We start from the raw sequence: 19,723 nt of genomic DNA on the forward strand, positions 1-19,723 counted from the left end.
GGCAGGTGCCGGCGCGGCGGACGAGCTGTCCCCGCAGGCGCGCGCCGAGCGCGAGCGCGCCGCCCAGGCCGCCAGCGGGCCGCGCCAGACACCCCCGCCGGACCTGCCCGACCAGCCCACCCCGCTCGCCGACCCGGCCGGCACGACCCCTGAGGAGTCGGCGCGATGACCGGCATCGTCTCGAACGACGGCGAGAAGCGCCTCGTGCTCGTCTCCGGGCGCGCGCACACCGAGCTCGCCACGGACGTCGCGGAGCACCTGGGCATCGAGCTCGTGCCGACGACGGCCTACGACTTCGCGAACGGCGAGATCTACACCCGGTTCGGCGAGTCGGTGCGCGGGTCGGACGCGTTCGTCCTGCAGTCGCACGCCCGGCCGATCAACCAGTGGATCATGGAGCAGCTGCTCATGGTCGACGCCCTCAAGCGGGCGTCCGCGAAGACGATCACGGTCGTCGCGCCGTTCTACGGCTACGCGCGCCAGGACAAGAAGCACCGTGGCCGCGAGCCGATCTCGGCCCGCCTGCTGGCCGACCTGTTCAAGACGGCGGGCGCGGACCGCCTCATGAGCGTCGACCTGCACACCGCGCAGATCCAGGGCTTCTTCGACGGTCCGGTCGACCACCTGTGGGCGATGCCGACCCTCATCGACTACGTCCGCACGCGCGTCGACTCGTCGAACGTCACGGTCGTCTCGCCCGACGCCGGCCGCATCCGCGTCGCGGAGCAGTGGGCGGCGAAGCTCGGCGGCGCGCCCCTGGCCTTCGTGCACAAGACGCGGGACATCCGCAGCCCCAACAAGACGGTCGCGAACCGCGTCGTCGGCGAGGTCGAGGGCCGGTCGTGCGTGCTCGTCGACGACCTCATCGACACGGGCGGCACGATCGCCGGCGCGGTGCGCGTGCTGCTCGACGCGGGTGCGAAGGACGTCATCGTCGCTGCGACCCACGGCGTCCTGTCGCACCCGGCGGCCGAGCGCCTGCAGGAGAGCGGCGCGCGTGAGGTGATCGTCACGGACTCGCTGCCGATCGAGGACGAGACGCGCTTCGAGAAGCTCACGGTCCTGTCGATCGCGCCGCTGATCGCGCGCGCGATCCGCGAGGTCTTCGACGACGGCTCGGTGACGTCGCTCTTCGACGGCAACGCCTGACCTGCACCGACGGCCCCGGACCTGCGCGCGACGCGGGTCCGGGGCCGTCGCCGTGCCCGGCCCCGCACGACGTCCCGGGCACGGTCGCCGGGTGTCGTGACCGGGCGGTCACCCGGTCGTGGGCCGGCCGGGGGGAGTTGGGGATGGGTGCCGCCAGCGGGTAAGATCGTCAGGTTGCCTCGGCGAGGGACGTCGGACGGTCGTACGACGTGGCCCAGGTGCGGTGGAGGTCCACCGCCCGGGTCGCACGGCCGCCCCGCTCCGTGATCGACTGGGCGCACGCCTCCGCGTGCCCGTCCTGCGCCCCGCGTCGAGGCCACCACCCACGCCGTTCCTCACGTGCCGCCGCCCCGGTGGCGGCACCGTCATCTCACCGTCACCCCGTCCGCGCCCGGTCGCGGACGCCTGCTCCTGGGAGTCACCGTGTCCGAGGTCAAGCTCGTCGCCACCGCCCGCACCGAGTTCGGCAAGGGCGCCGCCCGCCGCCTGCGCCGCGCCCACCAGATCCCCGCCGTCCTGTACGGGCACGGCTCGGACCCGGTCCACGTGTCCCTCCCGGGCCACGAGACGATGCTCGCGGTCAAGCACGCGAACGCGCTCTTCGAGATCGAGCTCGACGGCAAGACCACCCTCGCGCTGGCCAAGGACGTCCAGATCGAGCCGGTGCGCAACGTCATCGAGCACGTCGACCTGCTCATCGTGACGAAGGGCGAGAAGGTCTCCGTCGAGGTGCCCGTGCACGTCGTCGGCGAGTCCGCGCCCGGCACGATCCACGTCGTCGAGACGCAGGCCGTGTCCCTCGAGGCCGAGGCGACGCACCTGCCGCAGAACGTCGAGGTCGACATCGAGGGCCTCGAGGCCGGTGCGATCGTCCACGCCGGCGACATCACGCTGCCGAAGGGCGCGACGCTCGTCACCGACGCCGAGGCGATCGTGCTGACCGTCTCGCAGCCGCAGGCGTCGGCCGACGACATCGCCGCCGACGAGGCCGCTGCCGAGCTCGCCGCCGAGCAGTCGGCCGCCTCCGCCGCGGACGCCCCGGCCGAGGCCTGAGCCTCCAGCACCACCCGCGACGCCCGGTACCGTTCCTGCGGTGCCGGGCGTCGTCGTTCGTCCGACCTCGACGCAGGGAGCGTTCATGACCGACGGACCGTGGCTCGTCGTGGGTCTCGGCAACCCCGGGCCGCAGTACGCGGGCAACCGGCACAACGTGGGCCAGATGGTCCTCGACGAGCTCGCGCGCCGCACGGGCGCGTCGTTCGGCGGCAGGGGTGGCGGCGTGCTGTCGCGCCGGCCCCAGGCCGCCGTCGCCGAGGCCCGGCTCGGGACGCTCCCGGGCGGGGTACCCGGTCCGCGCGTGATCCTCGCGAAGCCGACGACGTACATGAACGTGTCGGGCGGGCCGGTGGCGGCGCTCGCGACGTACTACGACGTGCCCGTCGAGCGGGTCGTCATGGTGCACGACGAGCTCGACATCCCGTTCGCGGACGTGCGGCTCAAGCGTGGCGGCGGCGAGGGCGGGCACAACGGTCTGCGTGACACGACGAAGGCGCTCGGGTCGAAGGACTACGTGCGGGTGCGCGTCGGCGTGGGCCGGCCGCCGGGCCGGATGGACCCCGCCGACTTCGTGCTGCGGGACTTCGCGAAGCCGGAGCTCAAGGACCTGCCGTGGCTGGTCGACGCGGCGGCGGACGCCGTGGAGGCGGTCGTGGTCGAGGGGCTCGAGAAGGCGCAGCTGCGCTTCCACACCAAGGCCTGACCGCGGGCCGTGCGGCGGCGTCCGCCGTACCGCCGCGCGCCTGGACGTGACCGAGGCCGGCACCCCCGTCGATCGGGTGCCGGCCTCGGTCGTCCGCGCTGCCGTCAGTCGCCGCGTGAGACGCTCACGGGGCTGCCGTCGGTCCACGTGTTGCGCGCCACGGTCAGCACCTTGGTCGTGCTCGACGGGGCGATGATCGCGCAGTTCGCGACGCGCTGGTCGCGCGTGAACACGTTGTCGGTGATGACGACGCCCTGGAACGCGCCCTTGCCCTTCTCGGCGAAGTTCACGGTGCACCCGCCGCCGCCGGCCCAGTTCTTGGAGATCGTCACGTTCGAGACGACGCCCTGGTCCTGCGTGAACTGGATGCCGCTGTTGGTCGCGTCCTCGATGGTGTTGCCGACGATGGTGATGTTGGACCCGGCCTGGATCTGCACGGTGTCGTCGTGGCTCGGGGTGTTGTTCTGCAGCGGGTCCTTCTCGTAGTGCAGGTTGTCGTGCAGCCAGGACGACTCGATCGTCACGTTGCCGCCCGTGAGGTGGAAGACGTCGATCACGTCGTGGATGTTGCTGCGGCGCACGGTGATGTTCGAGCCGCGCACACCGTCGATGTGGGCGGACGGTGCCTGCGCGTAGAGCTCGCTGTCCTGGATCAGCACGCTCGCACCGCTCGTGTTGTTGGTGACGAGCGCGCGCTGGATGGTCGTCGCGTAGCCGCGGATGATCGAGTTCTTGATCGTCACGTTGGGCGCGGCGATCTTGACGAAGCCGCGGATGTCGAGCGAGTCGACGACCGCTCCGGGCGTGGTGACCGTGAGGTCGCCCTCGTGCACCGTCAGCCGCGTGCCGGCGGGGACGCCCGTGTTCGAGGCGCCGGGCTTGGCCGAGCCGGGTGCCGCCGTCGTCTGCGGCTTGGGCGTCGGCGTCGCCGTGGGGGCCGCGGTCGGCTTGGGCGTGGCGGTCGCGGTCGGCGTGGCCGTCGGGGTCGGCGTCGGGGTCGCGGTGGGCGTCGGCGTGGGGGTCACGGTGGGCGTGGGCGTCCGCGTCGGGGGCGGCACGGTGACGCCGCCGGGGCCGACGACGTACCCGACGACCTCGGGCGTGACGCGCACGCTCGCGTCGGTCGACGTGAGCGTGATGGTGTCGCGCGCCGAGCCGCCGAGCGGGACGAGCGCCTGGTTGCGCGCGGGCGCGTCGGGCGACGCGACGAGGAAGGACGTCTCGCGGCACTCGTCGGAGGCGGCGGTGCCCGGGCACGCGCTCACGCTGGTCGGGCGCCACGCTCCCTTGGCGGTCAGGCGGACCTGGACGGCGGTCGCGTTGGCGGGGACGTCGTCGAGCCGGAGCGACGTGCTCGCGCCGGACCTCACGACCGTCGCGCCGAGCGTGTCGGGCTCCTCGAGCGTCTGGAGGTTGCCGCCGGTGCTGCTGACGGTCCGGGCGACGTACCAGCCGTCGACGTCGACCGCGACGGTGTGATCGCCCTGCTGGTTGAAGAGCTGGAGGGTCCCGCCCGCGCCGAGGCGGACGACGAGCGACGCCTGCCGTGCGCGTTCCGGGATCGGGTTGAGCACCGACGTCGCGGCGCACGTCGCGGCGGTCTGGCCCTGGGGGCAGACGGCGACGTAGGACGTCTCGGTGCTGGCGGTCGACGTGAGGCGCAGGGCGACGGCGGTCGCGCCCTTCGGCGCCTCGGGTACGGCGACGGTCGTGGTGCCCCGGCCCGAGACGGTGGTCTCGAGCACGCGGTGCGGGTCGACGGGCACGTACAGCGAGTCCTCGGCCGCGGAACCCTTGGAGGCGTCGACGCCGAACCCGTGCAGGTCGGCGAACACGCGGGTGTCGGCGCTCGCCTGGAGCGTGACGGTCGGGTGGGCGGCGCTCACGGGCACGGAGACCGTCGCGGACGCGGGCTCCTCGGCCGTGACGACGAGCGCGGGGGCGGCGGTGCAGGCGTCGGTCACCGCGGTGCCGGGGCAGACGGAGACGCGGGTGGTCGCCGCGGTCGTGCGGGCGGCGGTGACCTGCAGCGTCGCGGACGTCGCGCCCGCCGGGACCGCGGGGAGCGTGACGGTGACGGTGCCGCCGGCGGCGAGCGTCGTGCCGGAGAGCACGCGGTCCGGGGCGACGGGGCGGTAGACGCCGATGGGCGCGGACTCCGCGGGGGCGATGATCGCGACGACGAGGGCGACGGCGAGTGCGGCGGCGGAGGCGACCGTGGTGACGAGGCGCCGCGTCGGTGCGGCCGCCCGTGGGCGGCGTGCTGCGCGGTGGGTCGGCGGGTGCTGCGTCTCGCTGTGTCGTCCTCGCACGGGCGGTCTCCGAAGGTCGGGGCCAGGTCGTCGAGCGGCGATCCGACAGGGTCCGTCACGGGTGGGAACACCCGTTCGTGGAGGGTCCTGCCGTGCCCGCGAGAGCCCGGGCCTGCGACTTCGTCGCGTAGACGGCCCTGGCTCGCCGCGCACGCCGACTATAGGAGAAACACCCATTCGGCGGAATCACGGCGTCTCGGACACCCGTCCCGCACGCCGTGACCTGTTCGTGACCTGCGTCGGGACCGCGGGGCAACGGATCTCGACATGTGGGACGTCTTCACCCGGCCGTCCTGAGCCACCACGGACGGAGCCCGCCCCGGGGTGTCCGGGGCGGGCTCCGTCGTGCTCCTGCGCGGGCTCGGTGGGACCGGCGCAGCCGGGGTGTGCAGAAGGGCTGGTCAGCTGCCCTTGCGGACCGAGGCGACGACGCCGTCGGTGAAGTAGTTGTTCGAGGTCGTGACGACCGTGGTGGTCGGCGAGATGATCGCGCAGTTGTAGTTCTTGGTCGTGCGCCCGAACTTGTTGTCCTTGACGGTGATGCCCTGGAAGGGGCCCTTGCCCTTCTCGGCGAGGTTCACGGTGCAGCCGCCGCCGTCGAGCATGTTCTTGTCGATGGTGACGTTGGAGACGGTGCCCTGGTCCTGGGTGAACTGGATGCCGGTGTTGAAGGCGCCCGAGATGTTGTTGCCGACGATCCGCATGTTGTTGCCCTTCTGGATCTGGATGCTGTCGTCGTGGCTCGGGGTGTTGTTCTGCGCGGGGTCGACCTCGTAGTGCAGGTTGTCGTGCAGGTAGGAGGCCTCGATGGTGACGTTGTCGCCGTAGATGTGGGCCATGTCGATGACGTCGTGCAGGTTCACGCGCTTGAGCGTGAAGTTGTAGCCGCGCACGCCGTCGACCCAGGGGCCGGGGACGGAGTTGTAGAGCTCGGAGTCGACGACCGTGACCGACGCCGTGGAGGACGCGCTCGTGACGAGCGCGGTCTGCGTCGAGGTCGCGCGGCCGCGGATGATCGAGTTCTTGATCGTCACGTTCGACGCCGCGACCTTGACGAAGCCGCGCACGTCGAGCCCGTCGATCACGGTGTTCGGCGTCGTGATGGTCAGGTCGCCGTTGTGCACGGTGAGCTTGGTGCCGTTCGGGACGCCCGTGGTCGTGGCGTCGGGGACGTACGTGCCGACGGCACCCGGGGCGACGGGCGCGGGGACCGACGCCTCGGTCGACGTGGCGCGCACGTCGGCGACGCGGACCGTGATGGGGGCGTTCGTCACGGACGATCCGGTGTAGCCGGCGAACGCGATGCCGCCGGGGGCCTGCAGGGCCGCGGTGCTGTCGGTCGCGGTGAGCTGCCAGTCGGCGGGCTCGGTCGCGGTCGTCGACCAGACCTTCGCCTTGAGCGTGGTGGGCGCGGTGCCGGTGACGACCAGGCGCACGTTGAGCTGCTTGCCGGCCGTGCCCAGGCCCATGAGGGTCTGCGAGGAGAGCGTCGTGACGGTCGAGCCGTTCACGCTGATCAGCGACGCGCGGATGTTGCCGTCGGCCAGCACCTTCGCGCGCAGGCGGTAGGCCGCGGTGGCCGAGACGTTGCGGCCCGTGACGTCGGCGTCGACGGCACCGCCGACCGGCGCCTTGTCGAGGCTGACCACCGCACGGAGGTCGGTGTCGGTCGACTTCACGGTCGGCAGCGAGGAGCTGAGCTGCCAGCCGGCCTTGCGCACGGCCATGCTCGCGGTGCCGTTGGCGACGGTGTAGTCGGTCGCGTCGCCGCCGGCGGCGGCCCACGCCCCACCCGTGGTCGCGGTGCCCCAGCCGCCCTGCACCGTGCGCCCGAACGCGTCGACGGCGACGGTCTTCGGGGCGGTGGTGGTCGCGGCGAGCGACTGGGCGCTGCTGGTGTAGTCGGGCGTCGTCGCGGAGGCCGGGACCGCGAGGCTCACGAGGCCCACGGAGAGCGCACCGGTGAGCACCGCGAGGGCGGCGCGGCGGACCGGCGCGGAGGTGTGCAGGCGTGCGGAAGACATGCGAAAACTCCTCGGGGTATGAGAGTCGCTGGGGCCCTCGACCGGGTCGGGTCGTGGCCGGGGCAGGAGCCCTGGTGGTACCTGCGGGCTGCCTGGCCCGCGGTTCGCGACGCCACTCAACTTATCGGCGGGATTCCGCCGGACTTGGGCCGCTGGTCCCGACTTTATGTCAGCCGTTATGTCCCGAAGTGCGCGTGCGGCGACATCCGACATTCCCTGACCTGTGCCTTCACCGGCGAATGTCCGGATTGCCCGGGGTGACAAGTTTTCCAGGTGAGTTATGTCACAGGTGCGTCGCGTTTCGCCCACCCTGGTACCAATCGGACGAAATCGTTATCGATGCTGTCACCCGAACGGCCCTGGCCGGGCGTCGGGGCGGGTGCGGCGGGGCCCCGCCGGCGCGCTCTCCGGGTCGCCGCGCTCCGCCGCCCGGGGGAGTGGGCGCACCCGCGCGGCGTGCTTCTGCTAGGCGTGCGCGAGGGGGTGAAACCGCGCGTGCGCGACCGGCGGGGAGGGCCGGACGGGTGAACGCCTCGTCACGCGTCCAGGTGACGGACGGTCGTCCCGTCCAGCGGACGTGGACGGTCGGCGCGCCGCGACGGCCCGAAGGCGGGCCGCCTGCGACGAGACGGGGCGCGCTCGGCGCACGGAGGTGGCCCGGACGGGGACGTTGCCGGCAGGACCGGCGGTCAGCGCGCGGCGGTCTCCCGGGGGGCGACCGCGCGACGCAGCGCCGCGACCAGCTCGTCGGCCGACCGGTCCCACCCGAACGCCTCCACGTGTCGGCGCGCCGCGTCGGCGTCGAGCACGAGCCGGCCCGCGAAGGCGTCCGTCAGGTGCGCGGCGAACGCGGCCGCGGCGTCCGGCGCCGCGAGGTCGACGTAGGTGCACGCCGCGCCCCCGGCCTCCGGGATGGCGGTCGCGTCGGACGCGACGACCGGGGTCCCCACGGCGAGCGCCTCGAGCACCGGGATGCCCCACCCCTCGCCCCGGCTCGGGAACAGGAACACGGTCGCGTGCCGGTACAGCTCCCACAGCTCGTCCTGCGGCACGTCGCTCAGGTGGACGGCGCGCGGCTCGGCGGCGAGGCGCGCGAGCGTCGCCGGGTCCTCGAAGTCGTCGCGCCCGACGACCACCAGACGCACGTCGGGGTCCTCGACCCGCGCGAACGCGTCGAGCGCGAGCGCGAGGTTCTTGCGTGGCTCCAGGCGCCCGACCATGAGCGCGTACCGCGTCCCGGCCGGCACCTGAGGAGGCAGCGTGGCGCTCGACGGCGGAGGCGGCTCGACGCCGTTGTGCACGAGCAGGACGTCCTCCGTGCGCCGGCCGTAGACGCGCGCGATCTGCGACCGCGAGTACTCCGACACCGTGGCGACCGTCCCCGCGCGCCGGGCCGACCAGCCCACCAGCAGCTTGTTGCGCCAGCGTGTCCCGCGGCCGAAGAACTCCGGGTGGGTCTCGAACAGCACGTCGTGCACCACGACGAGCTGACGGTCCGGGTGGCGCGGCGGGCTGAAGTACTGCGTCACCAGCACGTCGAGGCGGTCCTCGCGCATCGCGCGCGGCCAGAACCGGAGGTTGCGGCCGACCGGCCCGCCGGGGGGCAGCACGCGGTGCTCGACCTCGACGTCGCCGAGCATCGCCGCCGTCCGCGCGGGGTCACCCGAGTACACGACGAAGGCGAGGTCGGGCGCGAGCGCCGGAGCGCGTCGCAGCGTCTCGAGCACCCACGTCCGCGTGCCCTGGAACTTGCCGTCGAGCACGTGGGCGTCGACCCCGACCCGCGTCACGCGGCCACCTCCGTCCGTCGTGCGCGCGCCACGGGGCGCACCAGGGCGCGCACCGCCCAGCCGACGCCCTCCGCGGAACCGCGGACGACCGCCCCCACCGGGCGCACGGGCCGCATCAGCTGCCGCCGCCCGCCGCGCAGCAGCACCTGCCACGCGTACGCGGGCGAGCGCCACAGCCAGCGGCGGACGTCGGCCGGGGGCAGGTTCTTCGCCGCGAACACGAGCCGGTTGCGGCAGTTGTAGCGGTAGTACGTCGGCGACTTCGCGCGGGACCCGGCCGTCTCCTGCGTGCCGCCGACGTCGTGCACGACGACCAGGTCGTGCCGGACCTCCAGCGTGCCGCCGGCCGCCGTCCAGCGCGCCGACAGGTCGACGTCCTCCCAGTAGAGGAAGTAGTCGTCGTCGAACCCGCCCACGCGCGTCCACTCGTCGACGTCCGCCGCGAGGCACGCGCCCGACAGCCACCCCGTCGTCTGCGGGCCCGCGGGCGCCTCCACGTTGCGCGTCCGGGCGCCGGCGACGTCGAGCGCGCCGCCCGTGAACCACGGACGGCCGTCCGGCCGGAGCACGCGCGGCGACACCAGGGTCCCGGGGGACGTGGCGACGGCGTCGGCGAGCGCGTCGAGCACCGCGGCCGTGACGCGCGCATCGGGGTTGACGACGACGACGGACGTGCAGCCGAGCGCCGCGGCCCGCGCCACGCCCGTGTCGACCGCAGCGCCGAACCCCGCGTTCGTCGGGTTCTCGACCAGCTCCCAGCCGTGCTCGGCGGCGACCGCGCGCACGTCGGAGCGCTCGCGCGGACCCTTGAAGTTGTCGACGACCACCACCGCGGCCGGTCGGCGCAGGGCGGCGACGTCGACGTCGGCGAGGTTCGCGCGCAGCAGCGAGGCGGAGCCGTAGCTCACGACGACGATCCCGAGCACGGACGAACGCTATCTTGTCGCACACCCCGCGACGGCGGCCGGGAGCGGGTGAGACCGCAGGCCGGACGGCCCTCCGGCCCCGCGGGGTCACCCGGACGACGAGGAGAGACCCGTGACGACAGCGAGCGCCGCAGGCACCGGCCGCACCGCGCTGCCGCGCGTCCGGCTCTACGAGACGCTGCGCACCGCGCACCTCGAGCGGGCCCACGAGCTCGCGCCCGCCTCGATCGTCTACCGGCGGCGTCGCTACGACTTCGACACGGCGCTCGCGCGCGGGCTCGACCTCGTCGAGGCGGGGCCCGCCCGCGCGGCGTGGGTGCTCGCGCGGTCCGACGTGCGCGAGGTCGAGGTCAACGAGCCGCTCATGGTGTCGAGCCTGCGGCGGTCCGCGCTCGCGCTCGCGGCCGTCGACCTGTCGCGGCGCGTCCGGCGCCGGCCCCGCGCCCTCGTCGTCACCTACGCGATCGCGAACGACGACCCCTTCCGCCCGCCCGCGCGTCCCGGACCCGCCGGCCGCGCCCGGCGCTGGCTCGACGCGCGCCTGATCGCGCGCGTCGCGGGCCGCGTCGACCGCGTCGTGTTCGGGACGCCCGCCGCGCAGGAGCTCTACGGGGCGCGGGTCCCCGCGCTGCGGGGCGCGGACCAGGTGCTGCTGCCCGCGCTGCCCACGGCGTGCGCGTGCGGACCGCTGGACGGCAAGGACCCCGACGCGGTGCTGTTCGTCGGCGCGTTCGAGGAGCGCAAGGGCGTGCGTGAGCTGCTCGCGGCCTGGCCCGCGGTCGTCGCGGCGCACCCGGGGGCGCGGCTCACGCTCGTCGGCAAGGGCCCGCTCCTGGACGAGGTGCGGGCGGCCGTGGCCGACCGGCCCGAGGTCACGGTCGTGGTCGACCCGCCGCGCGCGGAGGTGCACGCCCACCAGCGTCGGGCCGCCGTCGCGGTGCTGCTGTCGCGGCGGACGCGGACGTGGCGCGAGCAGGTCGGGCTGCCGGTCGTCGAAGGGCTCGCGCACGGCTGCGCGGTGCTCGCGACGACCGAGACGGGGCTCGCCGCGTGGCTCGCGGACCACGGTCACGGGGTCGTGGCGCCCGACGCGCCGCCCGCCGAGGTCGCCGCCGCGCTCGTCGGCCTCCTCGCGTCGCGCCGCCCGGTGGCGTCGGTCCTGGCCGACCTGCCGGACGTCGACGGCCGGCTCGCCGCGGACGCCTGGCTGCTGCGCGCGCGCTGACCTGGACGGACACCCTGCACACGCGGAGAGCGCTGCCCGGAGGGGGCCGGCACCGGGTGAACACGATCGGGTGTGAGTCAGGGCACAGTGGGGCGCACGGGTGAAAAGCGGCCTAGCGTGATGAATCAGACATACACCCCGTATTACGTTCATCCACAGTTCTCGCACGAGGGGGGTGGGTGTTCATGACGCTGACAGCCGGGCACGGGTCCGAACGGACCGACGCGTGGCTCGAGCGGCGCCGACCCGCCAAGTTCCCCCGACGCTCGTGGGCGTCCCCGGAGCCGTTCGTGCGCCGGGCGACCGAGCACAACTCCGGCGAGGACGCGCTCGGCGCGCTCCCGTGGGTGCACAGCGCGTCCGGCTACCAGCGCGTGACAGTCGCCATCGACGCGATCGCGGTCGGCGCGGGCGTGACCGCGGCCGCGGCTCTCGGCGGGGACTCGTGGTCCTCCGCCCTGCTCCTCGGCGGGCTGTCCGCCGTCGCGCTGCCCGTCACGGTCGCCGCGATGCGCGGCTACGAGCGACACAACCTGGGCGACGGTCCGGGCGAGTTCCAGGTGCTGCTGCGCTCGTCGGTGCTGCTCGCGGCACTCGTCATGGCCATCGCCTACCTCACGACGCTGCCCGTCCCGCGTGAGGTCGTCCTCGTCGGCGTCCCCGTCGCGGCCGCCGCGGCGTGCACCGCGCGCTACGTGCACCGCCGGTTCCTGCACGCCCGACGCAACCGCGGGCAGGCGATGATGCGGACGATCGTGGTCGGCGACACCGTGGCCGTCGCCGACGTGATCGACGACCTCGGCCTCGCGCCCTACCACGGCTACCTCGTGATCGGCACGTGCCTGTCCGACGTCGAGCCCGAGACCGAGGTGCCGGTCCCGACGCTCGGGGCGCTCGCCGACATCCCGCAGATCGTGTCCGACTACGCCGTGTCGGTCGTCGTCGTCGCGGGCAACGCGCTGAGCGGGCAGGCCCTGCGCCGCCTGTCGTGGGCGCTGCGCCGCGCGGGTGCCGAGCTCGTCGTCGCGCCCGGACTCGTCGAGGTCGCGCAGGAGCGCGTCAGCGTGCACCCGACGGCCGGCCTGTCGCTGCTCCGGCTCGAGATCGAGCCCCCGCGGCGGCGCCTGGTCGCCAAGGCGGTCATGGACCGCGTGCTCGGCCTCGTGGCCCTCACGCTCGTCGCGCCGGTCATCCTCGTGGCCGCGCTCGCGGTGCGGCTCACGTCGCCCGGACGTGCCTTCTACACGCAGACGCGTGTCGGCGTCGACGGGCGCGAGTTCACGATCTGGAAGCTGCGCAGCATGTACCGCGACGCCGACCGGCGCCGCGCCGAGCTGCTCGACAGCAGCGACCGCGACGGGCTCATGTTCAAGATGGCGCGCGACCCGCGGGTCACGCCCGTCGGGCGCGTCCTGCGCCGGTTCTCGCTCGACGAGCTCCCGCAGTTCTACAACGTGGTCCGCGGCGACATGTCGCTCGTCGGCCCGCGCCCGCCGCTGCGCGAGGAGGTGCTCGGCTACCACGACGCCGTCCACCAGCGCCTGCGCGTCAAGCCCGGCATCACGGGGCTGTGGCAGGTCAGCGGCCGCTCCGACCTGCCGTGGGACGAGTCGATCCGGCTCGACCTGCGCTACGTCGACAACTGGTCCGTGACGATGGACCTCATGATCCTGTGGAAGACGTTCCGCGCCGTGGTCACCGGCGCCGGCGCGTACTGACGCAGCGCCGCCCGCACCGCGGCGAGCTCACCGGTCCGGTCGCGGCCGGAACGGACACAGACGGACGACCCGGACGGCGGTACCCGCCGCGCCCGCGGCGAGGGATGCTCGACGTCCCCCCACGGACCGGGCCCACCCCCGCGTGCGGGACGACGGAAGGACCCTCATGACGCGCTCGCAGGACGGGCCGCTGCGCATCGCGCTCATCGGCACGCGCGGCGTCCCGGCTCGCTACGGCGGCTTCGAGACCGCGGTCGACGAGGTCGGCGGCCGGCTCGCCGCGCGCGGGCACGACGTGCTGGTCTACTGCCGCACGCCCGAGCCGGCGGACCGCGTCCCCGCGTACCGCGGCATGCGCCTCGTGCACCTGCCCGCGCTGCGCCGCCGCTCGCTCGAGACGCTCAGCCACACCGCGCTGTCGGTCGGGCACCAGGTGGCGCACCGGCACGACGCGGCGGTCGTGTTCAACGCCGCGAACGCCGTCTTCCTGCCCGCGCTGCGCGCCGCGCGCATCCCCGTCGCGACCCACGTCGACGGTCTCGAGTGGCGCCGCGCCAAGTGGGGCGGCGCGGGCCGTCGCTACTACCGGGCCGCCGAGGCGCTCGCCGTGCGCTGGTCCGACGCGCTGATCGCCGACGCCGCCGGGATCGCGGACTACTACACCGCCGAGTTCGGCGCGCGCACCGAGCAGATCGCGTACGGCGCGCCGCTGCTCGACGACCTCGGCACCGACAAGCTCACCGAGGTCGGGCTGGAGGCGCGCGGGTACCACCTCGTGGTGGCCCGGTTCGAGCCGGAGAACCACGTCGAGCTCGTCGTCGAGGGCTACCGCCGCTCGGGGGCACGGCTCCCGCTCGTCGTCGTCGGGTCGGCGCCGTACGCCGACGAGTACACGCGTCGGGTACACGCCGCAGCCGACGACCGCGTGCGGTTCCTCGGGGGCGTCTGGGACCAGGACCTGCTCGACCAGCTCTACGCGCACGCGCTCACGTACCTGCACGGTCACAGCGTCGGAGGCACCAACCCGTCGCTGCTGCGCGCGATCGGCGCGGGCGCCCCGACGGTCGCCTACGACGTCTCGTTCAACCGCGAGGTGCTGGGCGACGCGGGCCGCTGGTTCGCGACGCCCGACGACGTCGCGCGCCTGGTCGAGGACGCGGAGGCCGACCCGGCCGGTGCGCTCGTGCGTGGCGCGGCGGCCCGCCGGCGGGCCGAGGACTACGACTGGGACGACGTCGCCGACGGGTACGAGCGGCTGTGCCGCCGGCTCGCCGCGGGTGAATTCCGCGGCCGTCGCCGACCGTCGGGCCGCCGGCGTCCCGCGTCCGACGCGACGGCGGTACCGTCGCCTGACCCCGCACCCGTGCGCGTCCCCACCGACGCCGTCCCGGCCCGCCCGGACGGTGCCGCATGACGACCACGCCGCTGCACCAGGAGGAGCCGGTGACCACCTCGGTCTCGGAGTCGTTCAGCGAGACGCTCGGTCGTCTCGGCTCCGTCCAGAAGGGCGCCCGCGGGGCACCCGCCTACTCGCGGTTCGTCAACCGCCGGGCCGGGCGCGTACTGGCCGCGTGGGCGTACCGCGCGGGTCTCACGCCCAACCAGGTCACCGCGATCAGCGCCGTCTGGACGTTCGCCGCGATCGGCGTGCTCGCCCTCGCGCCCGTCGCGTGGTGGACCGGCGTGGTCGTGTCCGTCCTGCTGCTGGTCGGGTACGCGTTCGACTCGGCCGACGGGCAGGTCGCGCGGCTGCGCGGCGGCGGCAGCATCGCGGGGGAGTGGCTCGACCACATCATCGACGCGGTCAAGGTGTCGAGCCTGCACCTCGCGCTGCTGGTCGGCCTGTACCGCGCCGACGTCGTGCCGGACGCGTGGCTGCTCGTGCCGCTCGCGTACTCGGCGGTGTGGTCGGTGCTGTTCTTCGCGATGATCCTCAACGACCAGCTCCGCCGGCAGGCGGGCGTGACGATGCGGGCGACCGCGGGCGGCGACCGGCCGTCGGTGCTGCGCTCGCTGGTCGTCGCGCCGACCGACTACGGCGTGCTGTGCCTGTCCTTCCTGCTCTACGGGTGGACCACGGGGTTCGGGGTCGTCTACGCGCTGCTCGCGCTCGCGACCGCCGGGTACCTCGCGCTCGCGCTCCGCTCGTGGTTCGCGGAGATGCGCACGCTGCGCCGTCCCGTCGGCGACGCCCGGGGTGGTGAGGCGTGAGCGAGGCACCTGCGCGCCGGCCCGTGCCGCGCTGGGCGGTCGTCGCCGTCGCCGTCCTCGTCGTGCTCGTGACGGGCGGGGTCGTCTGGGCCGCGGTGGCGCAGTCGGGGAGCGCCGAGGCGGGACCCACGTCGTCCGCGACCCCGTCCCGGTCCGCGGCCGACGCGACCACCGCACCCGCGACCCCGGTCGAGACGCCGACCGCACCCGCACCCGGTGAGCCGGGCGGCGGCGCGACGGACGACGCCGACCCCGCGGCCCCGTTCACGCCGGTCACCGAGGCCGCCGTCGCGCTCGACCAGCCCGCGACGTTCGCGTCGGGGGTGACCGCCGAGCTGACGAAGGTCGAGTCGGTCGCCGGCGAGGCGCAGGGCCCGGGCGAGGTCGCGGGGCCTGCGGTCCGCGTGACCGTCCGTCTCACGAACGGCACCGCCGCGGCCGTCCCGCTCACCCAGGCGGTCGTCAACGTCTACGCGGGGCAGGACCTGGCACCCGGCGAGCCCCTCAGCGGGCCGGGCGGCAAGCCGTTCACGGGCTCGGTCCAGCCGGGGGCGACGGCCACGGGCGTCTACGTCTTCAACGTGCCGGCCGACCAGCGCGACCGGCTCCAGGTGACCGTGAGCTACGACCCGACCGTCACGACGGTCCTCTTCGAGGGCGCCGGCCCGAGCGCCTGAGCACCCGACGCACGCCCGGCCCGAGCCGTACCCGGCGCGGGCCGGGCGACGTGCGTCTGCGCAGGTCATCGCCTCCCTCTCGCTCGGACGGGTGTCCGAGTATCACCCGTCGTGACCGGTGTTTTCACCCGTCCTGTCCTGTTTTGCGCGGTTTCGCGCTCGTAGGATCGTGCGCGTTCGCCCACTGTCCGAGCGCCCCGGGGTGTCGTCATGTCTCTGCGTCCAGTCACCGACCGTCGTCCGGTCGCTCGTGCGTGGGCCCTTCTCACCGCTGCGGCGACGGTCGCCGTCGGGCTGGTCGTCGGCGCCGCGCCGGCGCAGGCCGACACCGCCCCGCCGCCCGAGCTGCCCCCGACGGTCGCCGCCGACGCGCTCCCGACGGTGCAGATCAACGGCGTCGTCTGGCAGCAGACGATGGTCGGCAACCAGGTGTACGCGGGCGGCGACTTCCAGAACGCGCGCCCGGCAGGCGCGGCGGCAGGCGTCAACACGGTCACCCGCACCAACCTCCTGCGCTTCGACGTCACGACCGGCGTGCTCGACAGCGGCTGGGCGCCGAACCCGAACGCGCAGGTCCGCGCGGTCGTGAAGTCGCCGGACGGGTCGCGCATCTACGTCGGCGGCAACTTCACGACCATCGCGGGGACCACGCGGTACCGCATCGCGGCGTTCGACGCGGCGAGCGGCGCGCTCGTCACGACGTTCAACGCGGGCACCAACGGCCAGGTCCGGGCGCTCGCCGCGACCAACACGACCGTCTACGCGGGCGGTATCTTCACGCAGGCCGGCAGCGCGACGCGGACGCGGCTCGCCGCGTTCAACGCCGCCAACGGTGCGCTGCTGCCGTGGAACCCGACCGTCGACGACGGCTCGGTGAGCGCCCTGACCGTCTCGCCCGACGGTGCGACCGTGATCGTCGGCGGCAACTTCACGTCGTTCAACGGCAGCACCGCGGCCCCGGACGGGCTCGCGCGCGTCGACGCGGTGACCGGCGCCCCGCTGTCGTTCCCGGCGACGTCGCAGATCCGCAACAGCGGCACCGCGGGGTCGATCACGGGCCTCACGGGCGACGCGGACAACATGTACGGCACGGGCTACACGTTCGGGCGCTCGGGCGGCACGCTCGAGGGCGTCTTCGCCGCGGACTGGGAGACCGGCTCGATCCGCTGGATCGCCGACTGCCACGGCGACTCGTACGCCGTGCACGCGCAGGGTCCCGTGGTCTACGCCGCGAGCCACCACCACTACTGCGGCAACGTCGGCGGCACGCCGCAGAACGACGAGTGGCTGTTCTACCGCGCCGACGCGTACACCAAGCAGCCGATGCGCAAGCTCGGCCGCGAGCACCTCGGCTACACCAACTTCGAGGGCACGGACGCGCCCGAGATGCTGAACTTCTACCCCGACCTGGACACCGGCACCTACACGGGCCAGAACCAGGGCCCGTGGGCCGTCACCGGCGACGACCGGTACATCGTCTACGGCGGCGAGTTCCTCAACGTGAACTTCCGCCGCCAGCAGGGTCTCGTGCGGTTCGCGGTGCCGAGCATCGCCCCGAACGACCAGGGTCCGCGGTTCTCGGGCGCCGACTTCACGCCGACGGCCCGCGGGATCGGGACGGGCGCGGTGCGCGTGTCGTGGACCGCGAACGCGGACTTCGACAACGAGGGCCTCACCTACCGCGTGCTGCGCAACGGGACGCCGGTCTCCAACGAGGTCAAGCCGTCGACCATCTGGAAGCGGCCGACGCAGGGGTACACCGACACCGGCCTGACGCCGGGGCAGTCGTACACGTACGCGGTGCGGGTCTCCGACCCGTACGGCAACACCGTCACGAGCCCGTCGGTCCAGGTCGTCGCGGACGGCACCGGACCGGTGAGCCCGTACGCCCAGACCGTCATGACCGACGGCGCGTCGCACTACTGGCGCCTCGGCGAGCCGAGCGGCACGACCGCGCTCGACGCGGCCGGCACGGACGACGCCACGACCGGCACCGCGCTGACCCGTGGCACGACCGGCGCGATCGCGGGCGACTCGACGACGGCCACGACGTTCGCGGGCACGACGAACAGCCGTGTCGTCGCGCCGCAGCGCGAGCAGGACATGAACGAGCTGTCCGTCGAGGCGTGGATCCGCACCACGTCGAACCAGGGCGGCTGGGTCGTCGGGTTCGGCAGCTCCACGAGCCTGACGGGCACGAGCGGCACGCGCGACCGGCAGCTGTACGTCGACAGCGCGGGACGGGTGCAGTTCGGCGCGAGCCCGGGCCAGAACCGCACGGTGAGGTCGCCGCAGGCGGTCAACAACGGCCAGTGGCACCACGTCGTCGGCACGATGGACGGCCACGGCATGGCGCTCTACGTGGACGGCGCGCTCGTCGCGTCGCGCACCGACAACCCGTCCGGCCGCAACTTCACGGGCTTCTGGCGGATCGGCGGCGACAGCCTGAGCGGCTGGCCGAACGCGCCGACGTCGAACAACTTCAACGGTGCGATCGACGAGGTCGCGGTGTACCCGTTCGCGCTCGCGCCGGGGACGGTCGCGGCGCACCACACGCTCGGCGTGACGGGCGAGGCGCCGGAGCAGCCCCCGGTGGCCGCGTTCACCCCGACGCCGAACGGCCTGACGGTGAACGTCGACGGCTCGGCGTCGGCCGACCCGGACGGCACGATCGCGTCGTACGCCTGGAGCTTCGGCGACGGCGGCACGGGCACGGGCGCGACCGCGTCGCACGCCTACGCGACCGGCGGCACCTACACGGTGACGCTGACCGTGACGGACGACGACGGCCACACCGCGCAGGTGTCGCACGACGTGACGGTGACCGCGCCGCCGCCGAACCAGCCGCCGGTCGCCGCGTTCACGACGGCGACGACGGGGCTCTCGGTGCAGGTCGACTCGGCCGGCTCGTCCGACCCCGACGGCACGATCGCGCAGCGAGCCTGGAGCTTCGGCGACGGCGGGACGGCGACCGGCACGACCGCGTCGCACGCCTACGCGACCGACGGCACGTACACGGTCACGCTGACGGTCACCGACGACGACGGCGCGACCGCGCAGACGACGCACGACGTCACGGTCACGACACCGCCGGCCGACGCGCCGTTCGCCGCGGACGCGTTCGCGCGGACCGTCGCGGGCGGCTGGGGCACGGCCGACACGGGTGGCGCGTGGACGGTCGCGGGCGGCGCGGCGAACTTCTCGGTCGCGTCGGGCGTGGGTGCCATGCGCGTCACGGGTGCCGGGTTCCGGCTGTCCTCGTTCCTGCCGGTCTCGTCGACGAGCTCCGACGTCCGGGTGGACGTCGCGCTCGACGCCGCGCCGACGGGCAGCGGGACGGACCTCGAGGTCGCGGGCCGCACGGTCGGCACGACCGACGGGTACCGCGCGCGGCTCAAGATGCTGAGCACGGGTGTCGTGCGCGCGTCGCTCATCGGGGTGTCCGCGGGCACGACCGCGACCGTGGCGCAGGTGAACGTCCCCGGCGTCACCTACACGGCCGGGCAGACCCTGTCGGTGCGCCTGCAGGTCGAGGGCACGGGCACGACCACCCTGCGGCTCAAGGTGTGGCCCGCGGGCGCGCCCGAGCCCGCCGCGTGGACCCTCACCGGCACCAGCACGACGGCGGCGCTCCAGGTGGGCGGCGGTGTGGGCCTGTCGGTCTACACCTCGTCGACCACCACGACGCTGCCGCTGACCGCCCGGTGGAGCCAGCTGACGGCGCGTCCCGTCACCGCCTGACCGGCGCCCAGCACAGGCACACCGACGGCCTCGCCGTCCCGCGCACCCGCGGGAGGCGGGGCCGTCGTGCGTCCCGGGAGAGCACGGCAAAGGCTTCCCCTGGACAGCCCCGCGCGCCGCGCCACTCGCAGCGACGAAACGATTCGTCCGAATCACCCGGTTGCGCGTCCAGTTCACCCGGTTCCACCCCC

The 19,723-nt window shown here is 74.2% G+C and carries 13 protein-coding genes; 9 read left to right on the plus strand and 4 right to left on the minus strand.

What is annotated here, in order from left to right:
• Nucleotides 1–165: 165 nt before the first annotated feature.
• The 3 genes from CTKZ_RS10705 (at nt 166) to pth (ending at nt 2,908) form a co-directional block, all read left to right on the plus strand.
• Nucleotides 166–1,149, plus strand: a complete 984-nt coding sequence (locus tag CTKZ_RS10705; protein ID WP_124342936.1) for a ribose-phosphate diphosphokinase — start codon at nt 166–168, stop codon at nt 1,147–1,149.
• 423 nt (nt 1,150–1,572) lie between these two features.
• A complete protein-coding gene (locus CTKZ_RS10710) occupies nt 1,573–2,202 on the plus strand; it encodes a 50S ribosomal protein L25/general stress protein Ctc (protein WP_124342937.1) in 630 nt (209 codons plus the stop codon).
• Between the two features lie 85 nt (nt 2,203–2,287).
• A complete protein-coding gene (gene pth / locus CTKZ_RS10715) occupies nt 2,288–2,908 on the plus strand; it encodes an aminoacyl-tRNA hydrolase (RefSeq protein ID WP_124342938.1) in 621 nt (206 codons plus the stop codon).
• Between the two features lie 104 nt (nt 2,909–3,012).
• On the opposite strand, the gene CTKZ_RS10720 is transcribed toward pth, so the two are convergent.
• The 4 genes from CTKZ_RS10720 to CTKZ_RS10735 all read right to left on the minus strand — a co-directional run bounded on the left by CTKZ_RS10720 (nt 3,013) and on the right by CTKZ_RS10735 (nt 9,960).
• Complete coding sequence (locus tag CTKZ_RS10720) at nt 3,013–5,220, minus strand: right-handed parallel beta-helix repeat-containing protein (protein WP_124342939.1); 2,208 nt, start codon at nt 5,218–5,220, stop codon at nt 3,013–3,015.
• 401 nt (nt 5,221–5,621) lie between these two features.
• Nucleotides 5,622–7,244, minus strand: a complete 1,623-nt coding sequence (locus tag CTKZ_RS10725; protein WP_124342940.1) for a right-handed parallel beta-helix repeat-containing protein — start codon at nt 7,242–7,244, stop codon at nt 5,622–5,624.
• 689 nt (nt 7,245–7,933) lie between these two features.
• Nucleotides 7,934–9,034, minus strand: coding sequence for a glycosyltransferase family 4 protein (locus CTKZ_RS10730; RefSeq protein WP_124342941.1), 1,101 nt, complete (start codon nt 9,032–9,034; stop codon nt 7,934–7,936).
• Nucleotides 9,031–9,960, minus strand: coding sequence for a glycosyltransferase family 2 protein (locus CTKZ_RS10735; RefSeq protein ID WP_124342942.1), 930 nt, complete (start codon nt 9,958–9,960; stop codon nt 9,031–9,033). The genes CTKZ_RS10730 and CTKZ_RS10735 overlap by 4 nt, the downstream gene beginning before the upstream one ends.
• 112 nt (nt 9,961–10,072) lie before the next feature.
• On the opposite strand from CTKZ_RS10735, the gene CTKZ_RS10740 reads away from it, so the two are divergent.
• From CTKZ_RS10740 to CTKZ_RS10765, 6 genes are all read left to right on the plus strand, one after another.
• On the plus strand, nt 10,073–11,185 hold the full coding sequence (locus tag CTKZ_RS10740; protein ID WP_200829707.1) for a glycosyltransferase family 4 protein: 1,113 nt from the start codon (nt 10,073–10,075) through the stop codon (nt 11,183–11,185).
• Between the two features lie 185 nt (nt 11,186–11,370).
• Nucleotides 11,371–12,903 (plus strand): sugar transferase, encoded by a 1,533-nt coding sequence (locus tag CTKZ_RS10745; RefSeq protein WP_124342943.1) that lies wholly within the window; start codon nt 11,371–11,373, stop codon nt 12,901–12,903.
• A gap of 166 nt (nt 12,904–13,069) precedes the next feature.
• Nucleotides 13,070–14,317, plus strand: a complete 1,248-nt coding sequence (locus CTKZ_RS10750; RefSeq protein WP_124342944.1) for a DUF1972 domain-containing protein — start codon at nt 13,070–13,072, stop codon at nt 14,315–14,317.
• Complete coding sequence (locus CTKZ_RS10755) at nt 14,314–15,114, plus strand: CDP-alcohol phosphatidyltransferase family protein (RefSeq protein ID WP_124342945.1); 801 nt, start codon at nt 14,314–14,316, stop codon at nt 15,112–15,114. The genes CTKZ_RS10750 and CTKZ_RS10755 overlap by 4 nt, the downstream gene beginning before the upstream one ends.
• A complete protein-coding gene (locus CTKZ_RS10760; RefSeq protein ID WP_124342946.1) occupies nt 15,111–15,791 on the plus strand; it encodes a hypothetical protein in 681 nt (226 codons plus the stop codon). Before CTKZ_RS10755 ends, CTKZ_RS10760 begins: the two co-directional genes overlap by 4 nt.
• A gap of 210 nt (nt 15,792–16,001) precedes the next feature.
• Nucleotides 16,002–19,532: a PKD domain-containing protein gene (locus CTKZ_RS10765; protein ID WP_124342947.1), complete on the plus strand. Its 3,531-nt coding sequence runs from the start codon at nt 16,002–16,004 to the stop codon at nt 19,530–19,532.
• The last annotated feature ends 191 nt before the right edge of the window (nt 19,533–19,723 follow it).

The sequence above is a fragment of the Cellulomonas algicola genome (assembly GCF_003851725.1).
GTDB lineage: Bacteria > Actinomycetota > Actinomycetes > Actinomycetales > Cellulomonadaceae > Cellulomonas > Cellulomonas algicola.

What these genes read in the sequence shown, in the direction of transcription:
- CTKZ_RS10705 (WP_124342936.1), top strand. Translation starts at nt 166, where the DNA reads ATGACCGGCATCGTCTCGAACGACGGCGAGAAGCGCCTCGTGCTCGTC.
- pth (WP_124342938.1), top strand. Translation starts at nt 2,288, where the DNA reads ATGACCGACGGACCGTGGCTCGTCGTGGGTCTCGGCAACCCCGGGCCG.
- CTKZ_RS10725 (WP_124342940.1), bottom strand. Translation starts at nt 7,244, where the DNA reads ATGTCTTCCGCACGCCTGCACACCTCCGCGCCGGTCCGCCGCGCCGCC.
- CTKZ_RS10745 (WP_124342943.1), top strand. Translation starts at nt 11,371, where the DNA reads ATGACGCTGACAGCCGGGCACGGGTCCGAACGGACCGACGCGTGGCTC.
- CTKZ_RS10750 (WP_124342944.1), top strand. Translation starts at nt 13,070, where the DNA reads ATGACGCGCTCGCAGGACGGGCCGCTGCGCATCGCGCTCATCGGCACG.
- CTKZ_RS10755 (WP_124342945.1), top strand. Translation starts at nt 14,314, where the DNA reads ATGACGACCACGCCGCTGCACCAGGAGGAGCCGGTGACCACCTCGGTC.
- CTKZ_RS10765 (WP_124342947.1), top strand. Translation starts at nt 16,002, where the DNA reads ATGTCTCTGCGTCCAGTCACCGACCGTCGTCCGGTCGCTCGTGCGTGG.